28 protein-coding genes are annotated in these 25,522 nt (G+C 53.9%); 4 read left to right on the forward strand and 24 right to left on the reverse strand.

All coding sequences use genetic code 11. The annotated features are described in order from the left end of the window. Nucleotides 1–305 precede the first annotated feature (305 nt). On the forward strand, nt 306–806 hold the full coding sequence (locus VF260_02595; protein ID HEX7056075.1) for an ADP-heptose synthase: 501 nt from the start codon (nt 306–308) through the stop codon (nt 804–806). Here the strand turns inward: VF260_02595 and gluQRS are convergent. The 11 genes from gluQRS to VF260_02650 form a co-directional block, all read right to left on the reverse strand. Next, the gene (gene gluQRS, locus VF260_02600) at nt 782–1,735 is read right to left on the reverse strand and encodes a tRNA glutamyl-Q(34) synthetase GluQRS (protein ID HEX7056076.1); all 954 of its coding nucleotides are present in this window, start codon (nt 1,733–1,735) and stop codon (nt 782–784) included. The two genes, VF260_02595 and gluQRS, sit on opposite strands and share 25 nt — an antisense overlap. Before the next feature lie 7 nt (nt 1,736–1,742). Beyond that, nucleotides 1,743–2,924: a phosphopentomutase gene (deoB, locus tag VF260_02605; protein HEX7056077.1), complete on the reverse strand. Its 1,182-nt coding sequence runs from the start codon at nt 2,922–2,924 to the stop codon at nt 1,743–1,745. A gap of 12 nt (nt 2,925–2,936) precedes the next feature. Beyond that, nucleotides 2,937–3,836 carry a site-specific tyrosine recombinase XerD gene (xerD, locus tag VF260_02610; protein ID HEX7056078.1) on the reverse strand — a complete coding sequence of 300 codons (900 nt, stop codon included), beginning with the start codon at nt 3,834–3,836 and terminating at the stop codon, nt 2,937–2,939. A 77-nt stretch (nt 3,837–3,913) separates the two neighbouring features. Continuing rightward, nucleotides 3,914–4,144 carry a DUF4227 family protein gene (locus tag VF260_02615; protein HEX7056079.1) on the reverse strand — a complete coding sequence of 77 codons (231 nt, stop codon included), beginning with the start codon at nt 4,142–4,144 and terminating at the stop codon, nt 3,914–3,916. A 96-nt stretch (nt 4,145–4,240) separates the two neighbouring features. After that, entirely contained in the window at nt 4,241–5,374 is a 1,134-nt protein-coding gene (ald, locus tag VF260_02620) for an alanine dehydrogenase (protein HEX7056080.1), read from the reverse strand. A gap of 138 nt (nt 5,375–5,512) precedes the next feature. After that, the gene (locus VF260_02625; GenBank protein HEX7056081.1) at nt 5,513–5,974 is read right to left on the reverse strand and encodes a Fur family transcriptional regulator; all 462 of its coding nucleotides are present in this window, start codon (nt 5,972–5,974) and stop codon (nt 5,513–5,515) included. 91 nt (nt 5,975–6,065) lie between these two features. Beyond that, entirely contained in the window at nt 6,066–6,701 is a 636-nt protein-coding gene (gene spoIIM / locus VF260_02630) for a stage II sporulation protein M (GenBank protein HEX7056082.1), read from the reverse strand. A gap of 122 nt (nt 6,702–6,823) precedes the next feature. Continuing rightward, nucleotides 6,824–7,996 (reverse strand): endonuclease Q family protein, encoded by a 1,173-nt coding sequence (locus VF260_02635; protein ID HEX7056083.1) that lies wholly within the window; start codon nt 7,994–7,996, stop codon nt 6,824–6,826. Then, nucleotides 7,993–8,553 (reverse strand): NUDIX hydrolase, encoded by a 561-nt coding sequence (locus VF260_02640; protein HEX7056084.1) that lies wholly within the window; start codon nt 8,551–8,553, stop codon nt 7,993–7,995. The genes VF260_02635 and VF260_02640 overlap by 4 nt, the downstream gene beginning before the upstream one ends. 845 nt (nt 8,554–9,398) lie before the next feature. Continuing rightward, entirely contained in the window at nt 9,399–10,580 is a 1,182-nt protein-coding gene (locus tag VF260_02645) for a DUF3866 family protein (protein HEX7056085.1), read from the reverse strand. After that, complete coding sequence (locus VF260_02650) at nt 10,577–11,722, reverse strand: M20/M25/M40 family metallo-hydrolase (GenBank protein HEX7056086.1); 1,146 nt, start codon at nt 11,720–11,722, stop codon at nt 10,577–10,579. Before VF260_02650 ends, VF260_02645 begins: the two co-directional genes overlap by 4 nt. Nucleotides 11,723–11,867: 145 nt before the next feature. Between VF260_02650 and prli42 the strand changes: the two genes are divergently transcribed. Further along, entirely contained in the window at nt 11,868–11,969 is a 102-nt protein-coding gene (gene prli42, locus VF260_02655) for a stressosome-associated protein Prli42 (GenBank protein ID HEX7056087.1), read from the forward strand. Between the two features lies 1 nt (nt 11,970). Here the strand turns inward: prli42 and VF260_02660 are convergent, their stop codons facing one another. The 4 genes from VF260_02660 to lpdA form a co-directional block, all read right to left on the reverse strand. Next, nucleotides 11,971–13,302, reverse strand: coding sequence for a dihydrolipoamide acetyltransferase family protein (locus VF260_02660; GenBank protein HEX7056088.1), 1,332 nt, complete (start codon nt 13,300–13,302; stop codon nt 11,971–11,973). Between the two features lie 34 nt (nt 13,303–13,336). Further along, the gene (locus tag VF260_02665) at nt 13,337–14,323 is read right to left on the reverse strand and encodes an alpha-ketoacid dehydrogenase subunit beta (GenBank protein ID HEX7056089.1); all 987 of its coding nucleotides are present in this window, start codon (nt 14,321–14,323) and stop codon (nt 13,337–13,339) included. A gap of 14 nt (nt 14,324–14,337) precedes the next feature. Beyond that, nucleotides 14,338–15,354 carry a thiamine pyrophosphate-dependent dehydrogenase E1 component subunit alpha gene (locus tag VF260_02670; GenBank protein ID HEX7056090.1) on the reverse strand — a complete coding sequence of 339 codons (1,017 nt, stop codon included), beginning with the start codon at nt 15,352–15,354 and terminating at the stop codon, nt 14,338–14,340. Nucleotides 15,355–15,461: 107 nt separating this feature from the next. Continuing rightward, a complete protein-coding gene (lpdA, locus tag VF260_02675; GenBank protein ID HEX7056091.1) occupies nt 15,462–16,883 on the reverse strand; it encodes a dihydrolipoyl dehydrogenase in 1,422 nt (473 codons plus the stop codon). A gap of 116 nt (nt 16,884–16,999) precedes the next feature. Between lpdA and VF260_02680 the strand changes: the two genes are divergently transcribed. Beyond that, the gene (locus VF260_02680; protein ID HEX7056092.1) at nt 17,000–17,248 is read left to right on the forward strand and encodes a DUF2627 domain-containing protein; all 249 of its coding nucleotides are present in this window, start codon (nt 17,000–17,002) and stop codon (nt 17,246–17,248) included. Here the strand turns inward: VF260_02680 and VF260_02685 are convergent. The 6 genes from VF260_02685 to VF260_02710 form a co-directional block, all read right to left on the reverse strand. Next, complete coding sequence (locus tag VF260_02685; protein ID HEX7056093.1) at nt 17,245–18,108, reverse strand: hypothetical protein; 864 nt, start codon at nt 18,106–18,108, stop codon at nt 17,245–17,247. The genes VF260_02680 and VF260_02685 overlap by 4 nt on opposite strands. Then, nucleotides 18,102–18,791, reverse strand: coding sequence for a glycosyltransferase family 2 protein (locus VF260_02690; protein HEX7056094.1), 690 nt, complete (start codon nt 18,789–18,791; stop codon nt 18,102–18,104). The genes VF260_02685 and VF260_02690 overlap by 7 nt, the downstream gene beginning before the upstream one ends. Then, complete coding sequence (locus tag VF260_02695) at nt 18,751–19,368, reverse strand: copper transporter (protein ID HEX7056095.1); 618 nt, start codon at nt 19,366–19,368, stop codon at nt 18,751–18,753. Before VF260_02695 ends, VF260_02690 begins: the two co-directional genes overlap by 41 nt. 17 nt (nt 19,369–19,385) lie before the next feature. After that, nucleotides 19,386–20,534: a putative cytokinetic ring protein SteA gene (gene steA, locus VF260_02700; GenBank protein HEX7056096.1), complete on the reverse strand. Its 1,149-nt coding sequence runs from the start codon at nt 20,532–20,534 to the stop codon at nt 19,386–19,388. Nucleotides 20,535–20,688: 154 nt separating this feature from the next. Further along, a complete protein-coding gene (locus tag VF260_02705) occupies nt 20,689–21,765 on the reverse strand; it encodes an acyl-CoA dehydrogenase family protein (GenBank protein ID HEX7056097.1) in 1,077 nt (358 codons plus the stop codon). Between the two features lie 26 nt (nt 21,766–21,791). Continuing rightward, nucleotides 21,792–22,325, reverse strand: coding sequence for a DUF4242 domain-containing protein (locus VF260_02710; protein ID HEX7056098.1), 534 nt, complete (start codon nt 22,323–22,325; stop codon nt 21,792–21,794). A gap of 138 nt (nt 22,326–22,463) precedes the next feature. Here VF260_02710 and VF260_02715 point away from each other — a divergent pair, with 138 nt between their 5' ends. Further along, nucleotides 22,464–22,886, forward strand: coding sequence for a helix-turn-helix domain-containing protein (locus VF260_02715; GenBank protein ID HEX7056099.1), 423 nt, complete (start codon nt 22,464–22,466; stop codon nt 22,884–22,886). Here VF260_02715 and VF260_02720 read toward each other — a convergent pair. The 3 genes from VF260_02720 to VF260_02730 are packed head-to-tail and all read right to left on the reverse strand — an operon-like array spanning nt 22,883 to nt 25,404. Beyond that, the gene (locus VF260_02720; protein HEX7056100.1) at nt 22,883–23,638 is read right to left on the reverse strand and encodes an ABC transporter permease; all 756 of its coding nucleotides are present in this window, start codon (nt 23,636–23,638) and stop codon (nt 22,883–22,885) included. The genes VF260_02715 and VF260_02720 overlap by 4 nt on opposite strands. A gap of 4 nt (nt 23,639–23,642) precedes the next feature. Continuing rightward, nucleotides 23,643–24,602 carry an ABC transporter substrate-binding protein gene (locus tag VF260_02725; protein ID HEX7056101.1) on the reverse strand — a complete coding sequence of 320 codons (960 nt, stop codon included), beginning with the start codon at nt 24,600–24,602 and terminating at the stop codon, nt 23,643–23,645. A 16-nt stretch (nt 24,603–24,618) separates the two neighbouring features. Continuing rightward, nucleotides 24,619–25,404, reverse strand: coding sequence for an ABC transporter ATP-binding protein (locus tag VF260_02730; protein HEX7056102.1), 786 nt, complete (start codon nt 25,402–25,404; stop codon nt 24,619–24,621). Nucleotides 25,405–25,522 lie beyond the last annotated feature (118 nt).

Genomic DNA, 25,522 nt, shown 5'->3' on the forward strand with positions numbered 1-25,522 from the left:
CGACTTTAGCCTGCGCATAGGCAAAATTTTGAAACAGCATGGCGATTACAAAGGCAATGGCGATGGAAAGCGCCCATTCTCTTATTTCACGCAGCAGTTTTTTGCGTTTTTGTTCTTGCACGTTCATCTTTTTTCCTCCACTTTTCGCCGAAAAAAATACTATGACACTATTATATCTTATCCGATCGCCTGGCAGAAAAGCAAAAAAACGAAATCCGCCTGAAACGGGCCGCTTGTATTTGTTTCTGCGCACATTCGTGTTAAAATAAAATACTTGAAAAGCTACAAGTGAAGGAGAACGAATCGTGCCGCGCGTGTTTGTTACCGAAGCAGTCATGTTTGCGATATACGGGCAACTATTGGTGCCGGAACATCCGGTTGAATATATTGTCCCCTATGCCACAATCCAGGAACTGTACGATTTGCGGGAAAGCAAGGAACCGGTCATGCAGGATGAACATGACGAAACGCTGGTTCGGGAAAAAATCGCCGAACTGATCGGCTTTTTTGAACAATCGTTTACCAAGAAAAAAATCGAACGGGCGCTGCAAGCGCCGTGGAAAAAGAGCCCGCCGATTCTGATCAACGACAAAGTCACCGTGTCTGTGGTCAATGCTTACGACAACGTCCGATTCGGCGATACGTTCGATCCGATCGAAACGGAGCTCATTCTTGTTTCCGAGCAGGAGCAAATGCCGATTTTGACGGACCAGTATGAATTTATCGAAAAAATCGTCAATGCCGAAATTCCGGTCCGCGTATTTGACATCGACGATTTCGCCTACGCGTTGGAAACGGAAAAGTGATGCACGATAACCGGCTCGACCGGTATGCGGTTTATGGCAAACGCGTCGAGCAACTCGATTGCCCGGACCTTTTCCGGGCGGTCGATTAGTCCGCTCACATACGCCAAATATCCGACAACCTCTTCCGCGGAAATTCCCGCTTCACGCAAGGACTTGAGCGTTGCCGAACGATGCCGTTTGGACAAGCGCTTGTGATCTTCGCCCAACAGCAGCGGAATATGGGCAAACCTGGGCTGCCGCAAGCCGAGCGCTTGATACAACGCGATTTGCCGCGGCGTCGAATCCAGCAAATCGGCGCCGCGCAGCACGTCGGTTATGCCCATCGCCGCATCGTCAACGACAACCGCCAATTGATACGCAAACATCCCGTCCGCCCGCTTAACGATAAAATCGCCGCCCGCTCCGGCGGAGAAATGCCGCTTACCCATCACCAAATCGGTAAAAGATATCGGATAATCCGGCATGATAAAACGCAACGACGGTTGCTTTCGCGCTCTTTTCAGCTGTCGCGCCGCCTCCGTCAAATGCCGGCAAACTCCGGTATACGCCGGACCTTCCGCGGCAAGCCCGTGCGGGGCGCGCGCAATCGCCGCCAATTCGGCGCGGCTGCAAAAACATGGATAAATGAGCCCCGCGCGCTCAAGCTGATCAAGGGCGGCTTCGTACAGCGCCAAGCGTTTGCTTTGCGTGTATGGTCCGAATGTGCCGCCGATATCCGGACCCTCATCCCAATCAAGCCCCAGCCAACGCAGATCAGCGATGATTTGCCGGGCATATTCCGCTTTGGCGCGCGGCTTGTCGATGTCTTCGAGGCGCAGCAAAAACGCCCCGCCGCCTTTGCGCGCCTGCAGCCAGGCGAGTAGCGCGGTGCGGGCGTTGCCGAGATGCATAAGCCCCGACGGCGTCGGGGCGAAGCGTCCGCGAATCATTCCGCATTCACTCCAAATCAGCTAGGAAGCTTGTTCCGTTTCCGGTTCCCGCAAGGCCGAAATTATCCGCGATGGTTGCCGCCAAATCGGCGTACGTCTGTCTTGTGCCCAGCGGCTTGCCTTGCTTCATCGCGGGGCTATAGGCAATGAGCGGCACGTATTCGCGCGTATGGTCGGTCCCCGCATGATACGGGTCGTTGCCGTGATCAGCCGTAACGACTAGCAAATCATCATGCGCCAATGTTTTCATGATCTCCGGCAGGCTGCGGTCAAAGGCCATCAGCGCGTCGGCGTATCCTTGCGGGTCGCGGCGGTGTCCGTACAGGGAGTCAAAATCGACGAGATTGGCAAACAGCATCCCGTTAAACGGCTTTTGCAGCTCCGCGATGATTTTGCCGATGCCGTCGCTGTTGCCCTTCGTTGGATAACTTGCGGTTACGCCTTCGCCGGAAAAAATATCGCTGATCTTGCCGATGGCGATGCAATCAAGCCCGGCATCCTTCACCTTATTCAGCACGGTGGGCGCAGGCGGCTTTACGGCGTAATCGTGCCTGTTCGGGGTGCGCGTAAAGTGGCCGGGCGTCCCGACATAAGGGCGCGCAATGACCCGACCGACGGCAAATTCATCGGCAAGCGTAAGCTTGCGGGCGATTTTGCAGCCATTATACAGTTCCTCTAGCGGAATCACGTCTTCATGGGCGGCAATCTGCAGCACGCTGTCAGCCGAAGTGTAGACGATCCAGGCGCCTGTTTTCATCTGTTCTTCGCCCAACTCGGCGATAATTGCCGTCCCCGATGCGGGTTTATTGCCGATCACCGGCCTGTTCGTCGCATGCGCAAACGCATCCAGCAACGCTTGCGGAAAACCGTTCGGGTAAGTTTTAAACGGAATTTCCACCTTTAACCCCATCAGTTCCCAATGCCCGGTCATCGTATCTTTGCCCGCGGAAACTTCCGCCATTTTGCCGTAGCAAGCCCGCGGCTTTTCTGCCGGCAAAACGGTGGTAAGCGGCGCAATATTGCCTAATCCCAGCTGTTGCAGATTGGGCAGGGAAAACCCGTTGACCCGCCCGGCGATATGGCCCAGCGTATGCGCGCCGGCGTCGCCGAACTTGCCGGCGTCGGGCAGCTCGCCGATTCCGACGCTGTCCAGAACAATTACGCAAATTCGCTTGTAAGCTGCTTTCATGATCATCCCCCGTTATTCCATTTTTGCCCGCGGGTGCGTCCGGTTGTAAACTTCTTTCATGCGGGCCGTAGTCACATGCGTATAAATTTGCGTCGTGGAAATATCGGCATGTCCGAGCATTTCCTGCACCGCCCGCAGATCGGCGCCGTTCTCCAACAAGTGCGTCGCGAACGAATGCCTGAGCGTGTGCGGCGTAATCTCTTTCGTAATGCCCGCGGCTTTTGCGTATTTTTTTATCAGCTGCCAAAAACCTTGCCGCGTCATCCGCGAACCAAGGTGGTTGAGAAACAGCGCTTCTTCCGCCGCCTCCCGTTTCAACAATTTGGGCCGTATGCCGTTTATGTAGCGTTCCAGACAGGAAGCGGCTATCCGCCCCAACGGGATGATGCGCTCCTTTGCGCCTTTGCCGAAACAGCGCACAAAGCCCATGCCCAGATTCAAATCGCCCGTATTCAATGAAACCAGTTCGGAGACGCGCAGGCCTGTGGCATATAAAAGCTCGAGCATCGTCCGGTCCCGCATCCCGTACGGGTCGGAGTCTTGCGGAGCCGCCAACAGCCGCTCGACTTCCGCAACGGACAGCACCTTCGGGAGCCGTTTTTCCGGTTTCGGCGTTTCCATATGCTGCGACGGGTCGTGCGCAATCAGCTGCTCGCGAACGAGAAACTGGCAAAGCGCGCGAATCGAAACAAGGGCGCGCGTGACGGTGGCCGTGGAACGGCCTTGCGCGCGCAGTTGCAACAAATATTGCAATATGTGCGCTTTTTCCATTCCGGCAAACGACTCGACGCCTTGTTGGCGCAAATAGCCGATAAATTGGGTCAGATCGCGTTCATAGGAGGCAATCGTATTGGCGGCAAGCCCCCGCTCAACCGCCAAGAAATGCACAAACCATTGCAACCGCTGCAGCATGGTGGCCAATCAGAACCTTTCGGAAAAATGCTTATTACATTTTCCACGCCGACGGTCGAGATTCCTGCCGTTTGCCGTTATTCGCCGAACCAATAAAAAAACATCAGGCGGTCGCGCATCGATTCGAATTCAACCGCGTCTGGTTTAGCCCCCGCTTTCACCGCTTGCCCGTGCGGCTTTCGGTAATCGTAATCGGGCTTAAACCGGTTTTCCGCAGCTTGCAATACAACGTGCAGCAGGATAGTCAAAAAAAGAAACAACGCGACAAACTTCGCCCGCTCCCACCATTTCCGCAAGGAAATAATCATGACCGGCCAACCCCCGCAAAATAAAATCAGGCCGCAAAACGCAAAACAAGCCTGCTTTGTCGAATATGTATGAGCGGTCCGGCACATTTATACTTCCTATATAATAAAAGGCTCCAGCAATAGCGCATCCAGCGGATGATAGGGGAGTCCCGCCGCCTGCGCCACCGCCTTGTGGGTAATGCGTCCGTGATACGCGTTGACGCCTGATTTTAACGCAGGATTGCCCTTAACGGCATGAACGAAGCCTTTGTCAGCCAACTCCAGCGCATACGGCATCGTGGCGTTGGCGAGCGCCAGTGTCGATGTGCGCGGCACGGCGCCCGGGATGTTGGCGACCGCATAATGAATCACCCCATGCTTGACATACACGGGATCGCTGTGCGTGGTCGCCCGGTCGATTGTTTCGATCACGCCGCCCTGGTCGACGGCAACATCCACAATCACGGCGCCCGGTTTCATTTGTCGCACCATCCTTTCGGTAACAAGCTTCGGCGCCCGCGCACCGGGAATCAGCACGGCGCCGATCAACAAGTCGGCTCGTGCAACCGCGCCGGCAATATTGTACGGGTTGGAGGAAAGCGTCGCCACTCTGCCGCCGAACAAATCATCAATATAACGCATGCGCTCGGCGCTTTTTTCTATTATCGTCACATGGGCGCCAAGCCCGACGGCCATTTTCGCGGCATTCATGCCGACGACGCCGCCGCCGATGATGACCACATCCGCCGGCGGGACGCCCGGCACACCGCCCAACAGAACGCCGCGCCCGCCGTTAAATGCTTCCAAAAACTGCGCGCCAACCTGTATGGACATTCTGCCCGCCACTTCGCTCATGGGGGTCAAAAGCGGCAAAGCGCCGTTTTGGAGTTGGATCGTTTCGTAGGCGATCGCCGTTACGTTTTTCTCCGCCAAACGGTTTGCCAAATCACCAGCCGCCGCCAAATGCAAGTAGGCGAACAACAGCAAATTGCGGCGAAAATACGCATATTCTTCAGGTTGCGGCTCTTTAACTTTCATGACCATATCGGCCTTGTGCCACACTTCAGCCGCATTTGCGCTTATTGTTGCGCCTTCGTCGGCATATTGCCCATCCGTAAAGCCGCTGCCGCTTCCCGCGCCCTTTTCGACTATTACATCATGGCCGTGCAGTTTCAATTCATGTACGCCGGCCGGAGTCAGGGCCACCCGGAACTCGTTGTTTTTTACTTCTTTCGGTACTCCGATGATCATCTTCATCACTCCTGATTATTCCCTCAAACCGTATATGAACATTTTCCCATTCCAGGCTTTGCGGCATACACAGGAAATACTGGCAAAGCAAAAAAGGCCTCCTCGCATTTATGTGCGAGAGGCCAGGGTGCGTACCGTTTATTTATTTTCCGTATCGGCGTTTTTCGCGCGGCAATTTTGACAAATACCCTGAAAATCCAAACGGTGATCCAACACTTGAAAAAAATATTCCGTCTCCGCCCGCTTTTCGATTTCAATCAGCCAGTCATCCATGATTTCCTGGACGGAACCGCATTGCACGCAGATCAGATGGTGATGATGATGGTGCGAATTGTCATAACGCAAATCGTAGCGAGCCACGCCGTCGCCGAAATTCATTTTCTCCAAAACATGCAGTTCGCTTAAAAGCTCCAGCGTTCTGTACACGGTGGCCAAGCCGATCTCGGGGAATTTGTCTTTCACGAGCATGAACACGTCTTCCGCGCTGAGATGGTCTTTTTCATTCTCGAGCAGAACCCTGACCGTTGCCTCGCGCTGCGGTGTCAACTTGTAGGATTGCGCCTGTAGTTGATGTTTAATTTTTTCGATCCGGGCCTCCATGCTCCTCCCCCTCAAAAAGCAGCACCATTCGACGCGTTGCCTGATTTCATTATAGGAGCATTTCTCACGTAAAGTCAAACCATTTAACACCCTATGCGCTGGTCATATACGGGGCGGTCCAATTAAGCAGCACAGGGGAAACGTAAGTCTCGAAAAGCGCTGCCAACACCATGACCATAAGCAGAAACACCGTCACCGAAACATACGCGACAAACGGCTTTCCAATTGTCGATTTACGCTTGAGCAACCGGTTGTTAATCAAATGCAGCGAAAATGACAACGCCGTTACGCTGCCGATTAAAATCGCGGGAATGGCCACCATATTTTGCGGCGCGATTGCCGTTAACGCGATCACAATGCCCCGCCACGAATATTGGCCGATCAAAAAGCCGACGGAAAATCCCACCAGCACGCCTTTCAGAAAGTCCAACAGCAAAATAAGCGGGAGGCCGATTACGGAGAGACCCAGCACAAAAATGAGGATGATCCAGCGGAAATAGGACCCGAACGAATCGAAAAACAACGCTTGCGCATCCCTTTCGTTTCCCTGGCTGGCATGGACGAAGCTTCCCAGAAAATTTTCCAAATCCTGCCTTTGCTCGAGTGATAAGCCATTCACCATCAGCGAACCGAATATTACGCCCATCACAAACAGGACCGATACGAACAAGTACAACGTGAGATGATCGCGCAGATAAACGCTGAGACCCGATTGCCAACCAGCCATCACGGCGAACCTCCAATCCATTTGCAAACAAGACGGGCAAAAGCTTGGGACAAAAGCTTCCGCCGGGTTTGATCCCTATCAGTCTATGAAAAAAGAGGCAAGTCTATGACTCGCCTCTTTTTTCAGGAAATGACTTTGCCGTATGTTCCGCCGCCGCCCGTGGCCAATTCCAGCGTCCCGTTGCGCGCCTTTTCAATCATTCCGGCTATCTCGTTGCCAACTATATCCGCAATCTCCGTAACGTCCACCCGATGCAAAATATTCATCTCGGTGCCGAAGCGATCGAGCAACTTGTTCATCAGCTTTTTCCCGAGTCCGGGGATGAATTCAAGCGGAACTTGATAAAAATATGGCGGACGATACGCCGGCATATGCGGCGTTTTCCGGTCGGCGATCGAAATAATCCGATCCCACACACCGCGGACGATGTTCGTGCTGCCGCAGTCCGGGCAGCGGTCGGCGGCGGCGGAAGCCGCGCCGAGAATCGCATTGCAGTTTTTGCAAAACGTCCGATGATATTTGCCGAGTCGCGGGTTCAATCCGTAATTGGCCGCCACTTTGCGTCCGTCTTGCCGCAGCAGCGCCTTTTTCAATTCGGCAAAACTCGGCTCGGCGAGCAAGAGCTTGTTGTATTCGCGCGCGATCTTCCCGAGCGAATGCGCATCGGAGTCGGATACGAACGAGAGCGGCTCCAATTCGGTAAACAATCCGGCCATTTCCGTGTCGGCGCTTAAGCCGAGCTCCACCGCCGCAAGCTTGTCCACGTCCAGCATGTTGGACATTTTATCAGTGCTGCTGCCGAGCACGCCTTTATGCGGCGTAAAAATATGCGCGGGAATCATGATGCCTCCCCGCTCGATCGTTTCCCGCTGCAGTTCGCGCGCCGTAACATAGATCCGCTGCGAGCTCAGTTCCACATTTTTCATCGATTTTGCCATCCATTGCGTAAACTGCCGCATGGTCGCGAGATCGGGCATAAAAACAAGCAAATGCGCCGCGCCCATGCCGGGATCGTGCACTTCGATCTCGCTGCCCAAAAGCACGGTCGTGTCCTTGTAGCGGATCCCCCCGCCCGGCAGTTCCCGCATCTCGCCGGTCTCCAAATAATGGATAATATCCGCCTGCACGGAAGGCGAATGGCAGTCAATGATGCCGACCATGCCGATTCCTTTCCGCTCCGACGCCTCATGCGCAATATTGAAAAATGTCAAATCTTTCGAGCCGCTGATTTTGACCACCTGGCCGTTCCCGGCCCGGCCAATGTGAATATGCAAATCGGCAAAAAAAGTTTTCATAATCCCATCACGCCTGTCTTTATATATTGCCGCCAAATGTAATAAGCGAGGAGCGTTTTCGCGTCGCTGATCCGGGAATCGCGAATGAGCATCTCCGCTTCCGCCGGCGTAATGGCGCTGACGGTCAAAAACTCGTCTTCATCGGGATTGGCCTCGCCCTTTTGCAAATCTTCGGCCCAATATAAATGGATGATTTCATCGGAAAAGCCCGGCGCGGTATAAAACGAATGAACGGGTACCAGCGATTTGCACCGATAGCCCGTCTCCTCCTCCAGTTCGCGGCGCGCCGCTCTTATAGGCTCCTCGCCCGGCTCCAGCTTCCCTGCCGGGATTTCCACCTGCGTTCTGCCGAGCGCTTTGCGGTATTGCTCGACGACCAGCATTTTGCCGTCATGCACGGCCAATACGGCCACCGCGCCGGGATGCCGCACGACTTCCCGCGTCGCCGGCTTGCCGTTTGGCAGCGTGACGTGCTCAATCGCGAGATCGATCATCTTGCCGGTAAACACAACTTCCGTTTTGACTGTTTTCTCTTCCCATGAATTTTGCGATGTCATGAATGCCGCCTGCCTTTTCGATTTATCATAAAACATGCTTGTCCGGCATATGCAAATAATACTTGCGATAACTCGGGCGGTTTGCCGGGTTGCAACCTCTAGCATGATCGGTTCGCCTGCTCGCGCCCTTAAAGCTTGGAATCCCGGGCGGTTCGCCGGGTTGCAACCTCTAGCGGACGCAGGAGAGCTTATTTTGCGCAAATTGCCGCCAATTTGATTCTAACGGACGTGGGAGAGTCTATTCTTGCCTTTTTCCTGATATTCGGGCATTAAAACGACAAATAGCCGCCAATGCGTCCGTTAGAATTTCAGATCAGCCTTTTTTCGGCAAATAGCCTCTGCTGCGACCGTTAGCGATGTGCAGAGAGGTGACCGCAAGGCAATCCTACCGTTTTAGCGATGTGCAGAGAGGTGACCGCAAGGCGATCCTCCCGTTTTAGCAATGCGTAGTGAGGTTATCCTCCCGTTTTAGCAATGCGTAGTGAGGTTATCCCCCCGTTTTAGCAATGCGCGGTGAGGTTATCTCCCCGTTTTGCGATGCACAAGGAGTCGCTAACCTGATTTTTGCGTTGTGCAGGGGCGGCCCCTCCCCCGGTTTTGCGTTGTGCGGGGAGACATATCGTTTACAAAATGCTGGCGCCGGAAGCTGACCGCCTAATGGCGGCGGGTTTAGACCCGGCACATGGAAACCAAATTGAAAGCAGGGTTGAGACCGGTATGCTCAAAATACATGAAAAAGGCTTGGCGATTGCCGGCAAACCGCGGGCAATCCGCGCTTTGCTGCGCGAACTGCTCATGCGCATGGAGCCCGGCGCGCCGCTTCAATCCGTATTGGATGAAGCGGGCTATTGCGGCCGCCTGCCGTCAGCCAAGCCGCCGCATAAACCGCGGGCGTACTCGGCCGCGGCGCCCACTCCGAGAAAAAAATCCGGATCATGAACCAAATCTTTGCCCATCGTTGTCACCCGCAAGGGATAGTCGGCCAGCGCCAGCGCCAATTCCGCCCGGCCGGGGCGGCCCATCCACACAGGCTGATGCTTTTCATCCAACCCGGCGGCGCGGAGTTGCTCGCTCACAATCCGCTTTTTCTCTTCCGCCATTGCCGCGGGAAGCGGAATGACCGCCGAGCGCAGCGCGATTGCGCCCAGCGTGTTTAGGAAATGGTGGCTTAGCCCGAGATGGCGCTTGCGGGTTTCGGCAAAACTGATGCGAGGGATTACAATGGGCACGCCGCCAAGCAGCGAAACGGCGTTTACCAGTTCCCCCACCTCGACGCCGGAATGGCCGAATGCCGTGCCGGTTCCGGCGATCCCCGGCCCCATGGCGACAATCGCGATATCGCAGCGGGCTGCATGCTTCGCGGCAAGCAAGCCCGTGAATTTGTTGATCGTCTCCAAATCGCCGCCGTAAGCATGGCCGTAGGTGACCGTGGCGGCAATATATTCCCGCTCCCGCAAAACGGCGACATGCTTGCTGAAGGCCAAGGGCAGCGCGCCGCCGTCCGTCATCACATACGCGACTTTAAGCGGCTTTACGGCCGCGCCGCCGCCGGGAGCGCTTTTAGAAGCGCATGACTGCGCAGCATGCTTAATCCAGCAAGCGCATATCGGCAGCATGCTGTGCAGTTCTCCGAGCAATACGGGCATCCCGTCCAGCCTCGCATCCCGGGAAAACAATCCATGGAAGGGGCTTACAGTTTCTTCGGCGGCCTGAACCGCCCGCTGCAGCGGCGTATAACGCAGTTTCATCATATGCCCGGATTGCCTTTCGATCGCTGGCGGCGACTTTGCAACGCCGGAACCGTCAAGCACGGCGGCCACAAAATGATAGCCGCCCGTGCCCAGCTTGAGCGATACGGCCGTTGTATTCAACAGTACCATACTGCCTTGGCGAAGTTCGGGCAAATGCTGATCCGCATAATGCAAGGCAAGGCCAACGTCGCCGCCGGCAAACCGCACCGTTATTTCCTGCAAGCCTTGATGGACTTTCCGGCAGCTTAACACTTCGGCCTTCGCCCAGCCAATCACGCCGCATGCTCCCTGATGATCGCCAACACGACTTCCGCCGCGTCCAACAAAGACTGCACCGCTATTTGTTCCTTAGTCGTATGAATGTGTTCATATCCCAACGCCAGATTGACCGTCGGGATCCCATACCCATTGAATACGTTGGCGTCGCTTCCGCCGCCGGAATGAAATGTGCTCGGCTGCAAGCCAGCATTGACGATGGCCCGCTTGGCGATCTGCACAACTTCATCCTTCTCGTTCAGCTTGAAGCCCGGATACATGCGTAGCACCGTCACTTCGGCTGTTGCGCCGAATTCCGCAGCGGTTGCAACGAACGCATTTTGCATCGCTTCGACTTGCCGGTCTAATTTTTTATTGTCCAGGCTGCGCGCTTCCGCCGCAATGCTCACCGTTTCGCAAACAATATTGGTGGCAAACCCGCCCGCAAACTTGCCGATATTGGCGGTCGTTTCGAAATCGATGCGTCCGAGCGGCATCCGTGAGATCGCTTTGCTGGCCACCTGAATGGCGCTTATCCCGTCCTCCGGATTAACCCCCGCATGGGCGGACTTGCCGATAATGTTGACATCGATTTTTGTCTGCGCCGGGGCAGCGATGCAGATACCGCCTACTTTGCCGGTGGAATCGACGGCGAAGCCGTATTTTGCCTGCACAAGTTCGGGGTCCAGCGCGCGGGCGCCGATCAATCCGCTCTCTTCGCCCGCGGTAATGATGAACTGTATGCGCCCATGGGCGATCTTTTTTTCCTTCAACGTACGAATCACTTCCAGGAGCGCGGCCAGACCGGCCTTGTCGTCGCTGCCCAAAATCGTCGTGCCATCGCTGCGAATATAGCCGTCCTTATCGATACGCGGACGAATCCCTTTTCCAGGTTTAACCGTATCCATATGACAGGTGAAAAAAATTGTCCCGCGATTTTCCAATCCGGGCGACGCTTCCAGCGTAAAGAACAGGTTGCCCGAACCGTGCCCCGTTATTGTTTTGGTATCATCTTCAAATACGTCAAGCCCAAGCCCGCCGAACAAATTTTTCAGCTCCCGGCCGATTTCCTCTTCCTGCTCCGTTTCGCTGTCGATTTTGACCAGATCGAAAAAAGCGGCGAGCAACCGATCCTTGTTGACGTTGTAGGTTTTGTGCGCCATGTTCACTGCCTCCGTATTTTTTTGAACTTGCCAAAGCGTTGCGCTACAATAAAAGTATGTCGGCAACAAGCCGGTTATCACAGGCGATACGGTTGCAACACGCTGTTATGTTTTGCGAATGCGCGGCAAAAGGGGTTGTTTGACAATGTATAAAAACAAATTTTTCCTGAAACTGGTCATTTGGCTGATGCTCGCTTCCATGCTGCTGTCCACCATCGTTTTCTCGGTGAGCTTCATTTTCGAATGATTCAGTACAGCTTGGTGTCCGGCCCGTAACTTTCCAGATTTTCTTTTAACCGCTGCAAAAACCGGCCGCAGATAACGCCGTCCAAAATGCGATGGTCAAGCGACAAACAAATGTACACCATCGAGCGGACGGCGATCATATCCTGAATGACGACCGGGCGTTTCACAATCGACTCGAACGTCAAATTGACCGCTTGCGGGTAGTTGATGATCGGATATGACAAAATGGATCCGAACGAACCCGTATTGTTCACCGTAATGGTCCCGCCTTGCAGTTCGTCTAGCCTCAGCGTGCCTGAACGCGCTTTGTGCGAAAGCTCGTCGATCTCCCGCGCCAACCCGGCGATATTTTTCTGGTCGGCTTTTTTGATGACCGGGGTCAAAACCGAATCCTCGGTGCCGACGGCCAAAGAGATGTTGATATCCCGCTTGACGATAATTTTGTCGACGGCCCACACCGAGTTGATAATCGGATAATCCTTGATCGCATTGACCACTGCCTTGATCATGAAAGCGAGGTACGTCAGGTTTACGCCTTCCTTGCGTTTGAAGTCTTCCTTCAGCTTGTTGCGGAGCATCACCAGATTCGTCACATCGGCTTCGATTACGGTCCACGCGTGCGGAATTTCCGCCACGCTTTGCCGCATCCTGGTCGCAATCGTGTTGCGGATCGGCGTCACGTCGATAAAATATTCCCGTCTGTCCCCGTCGCCTTCGTCCACCGCAATTTGCGGGATGCGCGGACTTTCCGACAAATGCAGCCCGGTTGTGCGGACAGGCAGCTTCTCCGGCTTGGTCCCGGATTCCGCCGCGACAAACGCCGCGGCGCCTGATGGCCCGGCTTCCGCCTCTTGCGCCGCGCCTTTTTGCGCGATCGCCTGCAGCACATCTTTGCGGGTAATTCTTCCCCCCAACCCGGTGCCGGCAATTCGGCGCAAATCGACTCCGTGCTCCGCCGCAAGCTTTCGCACTGCCGGCGAATAGCGCTGCCGCACATGCTCTTCCGTGGCTGGCGCGGCTTCGCTTTCCTCCGTCGCGGCGCCGGGCGCATCGCCGCCATCGCGACCTTCCGGTCCGCCCGCTTCCGCGATCAGGCAAATCGGCTCGCCGACCGATAACGTTTCCCCTTCTTCCGCCAGCAGTTCCAAAACCGTTCCGGCTACGGGCGAAGGCATGTCGGCATTTACTTTGTCCGTAATCAGCTCGCATAAAGTGTCATATTCCTGCACGATATCTCCCGGTTTTACGAGCCATTTGCCGATCGTCGCCGAGACCAGACTTTCCGCCAGATGGGGAATAGCGACTTTCGTCCCCTGTGGCTTTATTTTGCTCATCGTATTCACTCCTAAGCACTTGTGGGCATCAGCGTTAAAATTCCGCAAGCCGCTGCATGGCCGCCTTTACTTTCTCTTTGTTCAACAGGAAAAATTTTTCCGTCGGCGGGTTCATGCCGACCGCCGGCACATCGGGCGGACACAGCCGCGCGATCGGCGCATCCAGATCAAACAGCAATTCCTCGGCAATGATCGCCGAAACTTCCGCGCCGACCCCGCCTGTTTTATTGTCCTCATGTATCACCAATACTTTGCCCGTTTTGGCCGCAGCTTGCAGAATCGCTTCTTTATCCAGCGGCTGAAGCGTACGCAAATCAAGCACCAGCGCTTGAATTCCCATCTCTTTTGCCAGTTCATCCGCCGCCTGCAGCGCGAAATGCACCGTGTAACCGTACGTGATAACGGTCAGATCCGTACCGTCGCGTTTTACATCCGCCTTGCCGATCGGGACGATATAGTCGTCGTCGGGCACTTCCTGGCTTTGCGACAAATAGCATTTTTTATGTTCAAAATACAAAACCGGGTCGTCATCGCGGATGGCCGCTTTCAGCAGCCCCTTGGCGTCATACGGCGTCGACGGGGCGACCATTTTCAAACCGGGCGTGCCGAAAAATACGGACTCGGGACATTGCGAATGGTAAAGAGACCCGCCTCCGGTCGCGCCATACGGCGCGCGGATGACAACCGGACAATTCCAGTCGTTGTTGGAGCGGTAGCGTATTTTCGCCGCTTCGCTCACAATCTGATTGGTCGCCGGAAAAATAAAATCGGCGAATTGAATTTCCGCGATCGGGCGCATTCCATACATGGCCGCACCAACCGCAACCCCGACGATACTGGACTCGGCCAACGGTGTATCCAAAACGCGCTCTTCGCCAAATTCCCGATACAATCCCTTCGTCGTATTCAATACGCCGCCGCGCACGCCGACATCTTCGCCAAGCACAAAAACGCGTTCGTCACGCCGCATCTCTTCGCGCATCGCGGAAACAATCGCATCCAAATACTTGATGACCGCCATTTATTTCGCCTCCCTCACTGTTCCCCATATACATGCTTGAGCGTATCTTCAGGGGCCGGGTAAGGCGCCTGCTCCGCATATTTCGTCGCCTCGTTGATGACTTTCTGCACGCGATCATGCAGTTCTTTGTCTTTCTGTTCGTCCCAAATACCGCAAGCAAGCATATACTCTTTCAAACGCAAAATGCCGTCGCGCCGGCGGTTTTCTTCCACTTCCTCCTTGCTGCGATACAGCATGTCGTCATCGGAAGTTGAATGGGGTGACAAACGGTACATCATCGCTTCGATCAGTGTCGGCCCTTCGCCATTCAGCGCGCGCTTTCGCGCCTCTTTCACGATGCGGTAGACTTCCAGCACGTCGTTGCCGTCAACGCGCACCCCCGCAAATCCGTAGCCGATGGCGCGGTCGGCGATTTTCGCGCAGCCTAGGGACTTGGCGTACGGGGTGGAAATGGCGTATTGGTTGTTTTCGCAAAAAATGACCACCGGCAGTTTGTGGACGCCCATGAAGTTGCAGCCTTCATGAAAATCCCCCTGATTGGTGGAACCTTCGCCCAAAGATACGAAGGTGCAAAACTTTTCCTTGCGCAGTTTTCCCGCGTACGCGATTCCGGCGGCATGGGGAATTTGTGTAGCCACAGGTGAAGAACCGGTCACAATGCGCAATCTTTTGCAGCCGAAATGACCCGGCATTTGCCGGCCGCCGCTGTTCGGCTCTTCCGCTTTCGCGAACGCCGAGAGCAGCAACTCCTGCGCCGTCATGCCGACCCCCAGAACAAAAGCATAATCGCGGTAATACGGCAAAAAGTAATCGGTGCGCGTGTCAAAGGCAAACGCCGCTGCCGTCTGGCCCGCTTCCTGCCCGATTCCCGAAACATGAAACGGAATTTTTCCCGCCCGCTGCAATAACAACGAACGCTCGTCGAATTTACGGGCCGTCAGCATGGTCGTGTACATTTCGACTAATTTCCCATCGCTCAACCCGAGCTCTCTGTGCTTGAACTCGCTCCTTGCGGGAGCCACGTTTGTCACGAAGAAAACCTCCTTTAAATTGAAGGCGTCGGCAAATTTTTATTACCTGGTACTAATACTTGGTTAAATATATTATACCCCTATCCGCGACAAAAAGAAAATGAAATTTATATGTTGATGGCGCGCCCGTCCACGGCAAGCATCGCTTCACCCAAACTTTCCGCCAGGGTCGGATGCGGGTGAATCGTAAATCCGACTTCCCACGGCGCCGCGGCCAATATTTGCGCCAACGCCGCCTCGCTGACCAAATCGGTAACGTGCGGCCCGATCATATGTACGCCCAGCAAATCGTCGGTTTTCGCATCGGCGACCACTTTGACGAAACCGTCCGTCTCCCCCAAAACAAGCGCCTTGCCCAACGCTTTAAAGGAAAATTTTCCGGTCTTGATTTCATACCCTTGCGCTTTTGCCTCATCTTCCGTAATCCCGACCGCGGCGATTTCCGGGCGGGTATAGATGCAACGGGGGATGAGCCGCGGCGGATACGGGTTAGTCGCGACGCCGGCGATATGTTCGGCGGCGATAAGCCCTTCATGCGCGGCAACATGGGCGAGCTGGTATCCGCCGTTTACATCGCCTACCGCATAAATGTGCGACTCGGTCGTTTGCATAAATTCATTGACTTTGATAACGCCGTTTGCCAACGCCACTTCCGTGTGATCCAATCCGATATGATCTGTCAGCGCTTCCCTGCCGACGGAAAGCAGAAGCTTTTCCGCATGCAGGGCGGTTTCCCCGGTCCGGTGCGCGACGGTAAGGCGCACGCCGTCTTCTTCCGTCGCAAGCGAATCGGGCAGCAATTTGGCGTTCGTCAGCAGGCGAATGCCGCGCTTCTTGAACAAACGCTCCAATTCGCGGGAAATCTCCTTGTCCTCAGCCGGTACGAGATTCGCCGCCGCTTCGACAACGGTTACGTCCACTCCGAAGTCGTGCAACAAGGACGCCCATTCCACGCCGATGACGCCGCCGCCGACAATGATGACGGATTTGGGAAGCTCCGATAATAACAGCGCATCGTCGCTCGTCAAAATATGCTTGCCGTCGGGATGAACGCCGGGCAACGTTTTCGGACGCGATCCGGTGGCGATAATCAAGTGTTCGGGCACCAGATTTTCCACTTCATCGTGGGCAAGTTCCACATTTACCGTGCCGCCGCGCGGGGAAAAAATGGACGGCCCGATGATAGTGCCCTTGCCGTTGAACACTTCAATTTTGTTTTTGTCCATTAAAAAGTGCAGCCCTTTGTGCAATTGGTCTACGATCGCCTGCTTCCGTTCCTGCACTTTGGCGAAATTGAGCGATACGGAATCGGCGTTGATGCCGAAATCCGCGCTGTGCTTCATCGTGTCGTACAATTCGGCGCTGCGCAGCAAAGCCTTGCTGGGGATGCAGCCGCGATGCAGGCATGTTCCCCCCAGCTTGTCCTTTTCTACTATCGCTACCTTTTTCCCCAATTGCGCAAGGCGAATGGCCGCGGTATATCCGCCTATGCCGCCTCCCAACACGACAACGTCGTATTGTCTTGTCATAAACATCGCCCTTTACTCATGAAATGATTTCTCTATTATGCTATTATGATGTTTATTGTAACCTTTTTGTCCAGCCTGTACAAAGCATGATCCTGAACGGAAGGAGTATCAGGCAGATGAAGCAGATGGCAGCGCGAATGATCGCCGTGCTTTTGCTCGTCATTCCCGGCGCGGCCGCAACATACGGGTTTTTATTGATGAAAGACGCGGTCTTTGCCGCTTTCGGGCCGCCCCGTTTTCCCTTCTTACGTTTTCTGGCCGGATTGCTGCTGTTTGCAGGTGGAGTGGCGTTCATCGCCGGGTGGGTCAACTTTCGCGACCGCAAGCGGAATTACGGATTCAAAAAAAAGCGCCCAAGATTTTAAGCCCTGCCCAACCGGTCCAGCCAGCGCAACAAACGGTTTTGATCGATGATGCGCGTAAGCGAACCGCGCTCCGCCACCCAGTGCAGCACAATAAGCGCGACCACCGCACCGGTATTGAGCCAGGCGGGCGCCGACCAGACAAACGCGCAGCCTGCGGCAAACCCCAACATGTTTGCGCCCGCGTCCCCGAGCATGGACTTTGCCCGCAAATCATGCGGCATAAGCCAGATGCCGCCGCAAACAAGCGGCAGCAACCAGCCCGCCCACACATGAGTAACGCCGGCAGCAAGCAAAACGAACACCAGCGCAAAAAAAGCTTTCAGCGCTCTACCCGGGCGCAGATCAAGCAAATTCAGCAAATTGGTCATCAGCGCGATCTCCAACACCGCGCACGCCTTCGCCGGCATTCCGCCGGGCAGATAGGAAACAAGCCAAACCGCCGTCATGCCGACAATAACCACCTTCAGCACGCCGGAAGTAATTACGCCCTCGCGCAATGCCCGAAAATGCCCGGTAAAGCCTTTAATGCGCTTCTCGCCTATCAAATCGTCAAACCAACCGGCAAAAAAAACCGCCGTCACAGCGGCGAAAAACACGGCGATCGGCAAATCGCGGTCCGTCCCGGCCGATTGGGCGGCAGTCAAGCCGCGTCCACTCGCACCGGAAAAGGGGTAATAAGCGGACATAAACAGATACAACAGGCAAAGCAGCCACAAAAACAGCCCCATCGCATGCGGGATGCGGTTCCCCTGAAAATTCGGCGCCGTCACGTTATGCCGCAGCAAAAATTGCCGGATCGGACGCAACAGCAAACCGGATACAAGGAAAAACAAAAGCGGAAAAAAAGAATCGCTTAGCAAACCGGATGCCTCCATTTGTCAAAAAGAGTTTTTGATACGGCAACCAATTGCCGGCCGCGGTGGAGAAAACCTTGCAGGTCGCGCCCCGTTTCGCGATGGCGAAACGAAACCGGCACTTCGCGGATGCGAAAGCCAAAACGCGCCGCATCGATGGTCAGGCCGACCTCAATGCCGAAGCCGCCCGACAAACCGCCGATTTGTTCCAGCAGCTCGCGCCGGACGGCGCGCTGCCCCGATAACGGTTCAACCGGCAAGTAGCCGCTCAAGGCGTGGATGCCTTTTGCCGCCACTTTTTTGCAGATGCCGAAACCGCCTTTTCTTTCATTAGCGGGGAATGTGGCGATGCTCATATCGCATTGGCCCGCGAATAGCGGCGATAACAGGATGCGGGCGAAATCGGCGGACGCTCCCAGATCGGCGTCCAGAAACACGATGATGGTTCCCTTCGCATTGCGCCATCCCGCTTCCAACGCTTTTCCCTTGCCGTAATTCCGCTTGTGGCGAATAATCGTATCCGCACCCGCCACCGCGGCGGCATATGTATCATCCGTGCTGCCGTCGTCCACGACCACGATTTCGTCCCACTCGCCCGCCTGCCTGCCCGTACGCAGCGCCTTGAGCGTTTCCGGAAGCATTGGCGCTTCATTCCATGCCGGAATAACGATAGAAACTGACGGCCGCATGCTCATCTTCCTCCAGTATTTTTTTTACATACAAAATGAAGTCGACGATTTCCTGCGGATCGTTGAAGCGCTGCTCTTCTTTGCTTACATCGATCACTTTCGCGTAAGGCGCGATTGCCGGCAAGCTTAGCCAACCGCCGCCTGACGCAAGATTTTCGGCGGCGGCCGGATCCGATACAACAATGACATCCGGCGGCGACCCGTCTTTTGCCAACATTTTCGCGGGCGCGAAGGCGGTTTGCCGATCGTAATCGATTTCCCGCAAATTGGCGCCGGCAACCTTCATCAGCATGGCAAATGTAGCGTTTTCCGCGGCAACCGGGCGGATCCACCATATTTTTTTATTGTTCAGAAACGGATTCACCGCTTTATTCATCAATTGCAACGACATGAGCTGCTGCTGCAACGCTTGCGCATTTTCCACCTGGCGGTCGTATTTTTCCATCAGGATTCCGAGCGTTTCCTGTTCCGTCTGCCACATCCAGCGTTGCCCCAATGTGCCGCCCAGCAGGATCCCCAGCCCCAGCGCCACAAATATGGCGATAATCGATCCGATATGATAGCGACTGGTCAGCATGGTTTTCACCTCTTGTTTTACAATAAGCGCACTTTGAAAAACGTCCACATGACAGCGGCAAAATGCCGCAAGCCCGGATGAATCAACCCCAACATCAACAGCGGAAAAACGCCGGCTGCCGGAATCATCCATAAACTCCGCAGTTTCACCGGCCTATGGTACAATCTGGAAACCCCCTTGGCATCGACGAGCCGCGATCCGATTTTCATCCGCACCATCATCGTGCTCGCCATGCCGCGGCGTCCTTTTTCGAGAAAATCGATCAGATGCGTATGCGTACCGACCGTGACGATTAACTCGGCGTTTTTTTCATAGGCGATCAGCATGGCGACATCTTCGCTCATCCCCGGCGCGGCTACGGTTTTCGCCTTGAGCCCCATCGCCTCGATTCTTGCCATGCCGGGCGCCCTGCCGTCCGGATAGGCGTGCACAATCAACTCCGCTCCGGATTTGAGCGCCGCGTCCGACACACTGTCCATATCGCCGATGATCGCATGCGGCGTATAGCCGGATTCCATCAGCGCGTCCGCCCCGCCGTCGACGCCGACCAAAACGGGGCGGTAGTCCTGAATATAATCGTGCAGCGTAAGCAAGTCTTCCTTGTAGCCGCTGCCGCGCACCACAACCACAACATGCCTGCCGGCAATCGCCGTGCGCAGCTTCGGCACAGGCAGCGGGCGGATGAAAAATTCCTTTTCTTTTTTCGCGTAATAGAGCGTGTTGTCGATAAACTTGCTGAGCTCGCCGTTTAAATTGTTTTTTGCGGCTTCATTCAAAAGCCGCCAGCTTTTTTCCGTAAATGCCGTGTACCCGATCCGCCCGCGCTTCGTATGGATGCCCTGTTCATCAATCGCGATTTCTTCGCCGTCGGAAAACATGCCGAAATGTTCGGGCTGAATTTGCATAATCGGGATGCCCGCTTTGAACAGCATCGGCGGGCCTTGCACCGGGTACTTGCCGGTCATGGTCGGGGCGGCGTTGATCACCGCTTTCACTTTGGCGGCGATGAGCCCGGCGGCCCCCATTTCGTCCAGATCGGGGTGGTCGATGACGACGATTTGCCGCGGCTCGACGGAACGCAGCAACGCTTTGGTGCTGCGCCCGGTCTTCACTTTTCCGTGAATATATAAGGTAGCTCCTCCCCGTCTGGGTTGCCGGCCAAGCATGTTTTAGCCTCCGTCCCGCAACGTTTTATACGCAACGCTTCGCAAGCTGCTTTTTTGTATATTATGGCCAAACGGCGGTCGGAAAAATACAAAAACAGGGCGAAAGACTTCGCTTTCCACCCTGTCGTTGCGTTTAAAGATTTTCTGTTCACGATTATTGATGCCCGCAAAGCATTTTTTCCAGGTGCTTGATGGTCGGCGTTAAATTTGCGTAAAAATACGCTTCCCGCAACCTGCGGGCGGCATGGCTCACTTTCTGATAAGCTGCGCTGCCTTGATGCAACATGCACGCTTGAACGGCTTTCAGCGACAAATATGCCGAGTCGAGGCGATATTTCAGCAACTGCTCCCACTGTTCGGCAAATTCGCCGGATTTGAGGAGCTGGTAAAATTTCTCGCGCAGCGAAACATAATGATCCTCGATTTCCGCGGCCTGGACGCGCAAATAGGAATTGCAGCCGTTTTGCCTGTCGCTGAATTTTTTTATGCCGTCGATCGACGCCTTCGTTATGCCGAGCGAAAGCGGAATTTGATACGCGACAAATGCCGGCCGGATTTTTGTGACGAAGTCGCCCGCCTGTTCCGAAAGGAGCCAATTGTCCGGGATGAAGACGTCGGCAAACTCGCACGAGTACGTGGCGCTGCCGTTTACGCCGAGGAACTCCGCCTTTTTCCGCAAAGCCAAGCCCGGAACATCGCAGGAAACAAACGCCATGATCTGCCTGTCATCGCCCGCGTCGGCAATAATGCCGAACCAATGGCCGGAACCGAGATTCGATACCGCGCCTAACTGCCCTGAAACGATATAGCCGCCCGTTGTTCGCACCGCTTTTAGCAACAATTTTTCCATTCCGGCAAAAAACTTCATCGGATTGGAAAGCCCCGTTCCTCCCAACTTTTCGCCGTTTTCAAGCAAGGGGAGGATTTCCCGGTGCAAATAAGCGTTGTCGCTGAGCCTTACGTAGGTCAATGACGCCAGATGGCACCAGAGGTTAAAGGCGGTTGTCATGCAGGTTTTGGCGGTTTCTTCGACCAATCGGGATTCGTCGGGCAGCATCCGGGAAAGTGGCGTATGCCGGGAGTGCAACAACCCCGAGTTTCCGATCGCTTTTAAATAATCCTCAGCGTAATAGGCTTCGTCGTCGACCTTTTTCACAAATGGCTTCAGCTTTGCTTTTATCAAGCGGTCGAGCACGTTCTGCGCTTCTTGTTCGTTTACCGGTACCGGCATGCTTCGTCAACTTCCTTCTCAGCAATTTATTTTGTGGATGTGATCTCCGTGATCGTGTCGATCGGCGCCTTCACCGCTTCCCGCGCTTTCTTTACGGCCACTTCATCGGGGGCGTCATAGAAGCAAAGGCATTTCGTCATGTCCTCGCAGACGTACGTTCTGGAAAAAGCGACTTCGGGCACTTCCGCATAATGCACCGAGTTTGTCTTCTTACGTTCCAGATATTGTTCCATCGTCAAGTTTTCGGGCAAATTCCATTCCACCAAATAGTTGACCTTATCCGCCTGTTTTTTCACTTCATCAAGCTCTTTGCCGACTAGCCGAACCGGCTTGATCAACGTAACGGGAATGCCGTTTTCGCGCAATACTTCCGTAACGTCGTTTCTTTTTCCGCTTTCGGCGATCAAGAACGCTCGGGTAAAATCTTTGGATACTTGCACTTCAATCAATGCGACGCCCTTTTTGCCGAAGGCATCTTTTATTTGTTGCACTTTGGCCTCGAACGATTCTTTTCCTTTCACCGCACCGTTCAACGCGGACTCAACCAAAAATAACGCCATGGTTAACCTCTCCTCACATATAGGAATAATGGTAATTCGTAAGGATATTTTATTATACTAAGTTCAAAATATCAACTTAGTATTTTATTTTTGAATATGTTAAAATAGTGAAAAAATCGAAAGTAGGGTTTCTTTTTTATGAAAGAAGACTTTGACATTCCTTGCAATATCGCCCAATCATTGAATATTATCGGCGACCGCTGGACACTGCTTATTATCCATGAAATTTTGCTCGGCCATCACACCTTTAACGAAATTAAAAAGCCGCTTAAAGGCCTTTCTTCCAATTTGTTGTCGGCCCGCCTGAAGTTTTTGGAGCAAAGCAATCTGATTACAGCCGAACTGTACTCGGACCACCCGCCAAGATTCAAATATGATTTGACCGAAAGCGGCAAAGATTTGGAGCATGTCTTTCATTCTTTGATTCTATGGGGCGGAAAGCATTTGAAAAAATGCTATAAAAAACTGCTTCACGCCGCTTGCGAGCATGAGGTGGAAATCGCGTACCATTGTCCGCACTGCAACCAAACCGTTGATGATCTGCGGGTCGCGAAGGTTTAACGGCCCCATTGTTTATCAACCCAGCGCTCAAACAACTGAATCAGCTGATCGAGCAGCATCCCGATTACGCCGATTGTGGCGATTGCCACAAAGACGTAATCGAGGCGCAATAAATTTCTGCCGTCTTCGATCAAAAATCCCAGGCCGGACTGCGCCCCGACCATTTCCCCGGACACAAGAAAGATCCAGGACATCCCCAGGGCAAGGCGCAAGCCGTGCGTTATTTGCGGAAAAATCGACGGGATAACCACTTTGGTAATGATGCGGCGCTGCTTGAGCTCAAAATTATGCGCTACCTGCAGATAAGCCTGATCCACTTTCCGCGCGGCGGCCACCGTTGTCAACAGCATCGGATAAAAACCGGCAATAAAAATCATGACGATAGCCGAAGCGGTGCCCAGGTTAAACCATAATACGATAAACGGCGACCAGGCGATCGGCGCGACCGGCCGCAACACTTGCACAATGGGATCGAGGACGGCCCACAATAAGGATATCCGGCCGATCAGCAAGCCAAGCAAAATGCCGGCGGCAACAGCCATAAGGTAGCCGACAACAAACCGGTACATACTGATTTTGATATCTGCGAATAACGTCCCGTCTTGCACAAGTTCGACAAACGCTTGCCACACTTTTAACGGCGGCGGAAACAGCGATTCGTTATACCCGCCGATCCACGAAATCAATTGCCACGCAAGCAACAAGAGGACAAATCCGGCAAGGATGGAAGCCGCTTTTTGCAATCTGCTCATGTTATCACTTCTTCAAAGCGTTATCGTACAACGAGTTGTCTACAAAATCCGCATATGCCGGAGGATTGTCGGAAAGCCCCATCTCGATCACATACTGCCGCAATTCGTCGTAGGAGTCTTCGTTCACGCGCAAATCCCCGTAACTGATCCATTTCAAGGACAAATTCAACACGTCTTTGTCGACTTTCATATAGGATTGCGCCACTTTATCGGTTTCTTCATCTTTCTTCTCCGCCGCTTCTCCCGCTTTCACATATTCGGTAACAAATTGTTGGGCGGTATCCGGCGATTCGGCAAGAAAATCGCCGCGCAAAACAAGCGCGCAATCGATTGAGTTCGGCCAAACGTCTTTATCCTGATAGATCACCTTACCCTTGCCCATATGAACGCCCAATGCGCCAAACGGCTCCGCGACGACATATCCGGATACTTTGCCGGTTGCGAGCGACGCCGGCATCGATGCCGGGGCCATTTCGACAGGATTGATGTCCGAATATGGCAATCCCGCTTTTTTCAGCATTAAATAGAGCAAAATATTATGCGTGGAAAACTTGGAAGGAATTGCGTACGTTTTGCCCCGCAAATCGGCAACCGACTGAATGTCATTGGCGACCATCAGGACATTGCCGTCGCGGTGGCCCAAAGCGACCGCCTTTAAATCGATGCCTTGCTCCTTGGCCCGCATCGCCAGCAGGATGGGCAATGAAGCGCCGTCCACTCTGCCGGCATTCAATGCGTTTGACAAGTCCTGCCACGAACCGAACTTGATGAGTTCCAAATTGAACGCAAGCTTTCCTTCCTTTGCCGCGTCATTCTCGAAATACAGCGGCACGGCATGCGTGATCGGCAAATAGCCGATTTTCACCGTCTTTTTTTCCTTGCCGCCGTTCGCGCAACCGGCAAGCGCAAAACTAAACGCCAGGGTCAAGATGAGCAACGATTTGGTTAATTTTCCTATGTTCATGAAAGCACTTTTCCTCCTAGATGATGTATTCGATAGTTTCAACCGGCCGGCTGAAATGAAATTCGGCAAAAATGGCTTTGCGGAAGTATTGGAAATCATCATGGCTGCGGTCTCTTGGTTTTGCCGTGCCGATTTTCAATTCCTTGCGGATTTTTCCCGGGTTGGGTTGCATAATGAAAATGCGGTCGGACAAATAGATCGCTTCATCGATATCATGCGTAACAAAAATAATGGTCGTTTTCTCCTTCTCCTGGATGCGCAGCAATTCGTCCTGCAAATAATACCGGTTAAACGTATCCAGGGCGCCGAACGGTTCATCCATCAAAATCAGTTCCGGTTGCGTTACCAACGCCCGGGCTATCGCCACGCGCTGCTGCATTCCTCCTGACAGTTGGCGGGGAAACAAATCGATCTTGTCTTCGAGCCCGACCATCCGCAAATAGTTCAGCGCGCGCTCCCTGCGTTCTTTGGCGGATAGCGGAAGTTCTTCAAGCCCAAACTCCACATTTTTAATGACGGAACGCCACGGCAGCAAACCATAATGCTGAAACAGCATCACACAATTTCGGCTGGGGCGTTCAACCGGTTTGTCGGCGAACAGCACTTTTCCCTCATCCGGCTTAATAAACCCGCCGATAATATTGAGCAGCGTGCTCTTGCCGCAGCCGCTCGGACCCAGCAGCGATACGATCTCGCCTCTATGTATCGCAAACGAGATGTGATCAAGGATCTTTTGGGAGTTGTTTTGATTGGCAAAGCTTTTATGAAGGTCTGTTGCGCGGATGATGGCGCTCTCGTTCATTTTTAACCCCCGTTCCTATCCTAATAATTCCTATCAGATAAGTGTATTTAAATACTTGTAAGTAATATTATTATACTTTGTTAATAAAATCAACTGTGATCTTGCAAAATTTCTTGAT

Source organism: Bacilli bacterium, assembly GCA_036381315.1.
Lineage (GTDB): Bacteria > Bacillota > Bacilli > Paenibacillales > KCTC-25726 > DASVDB01.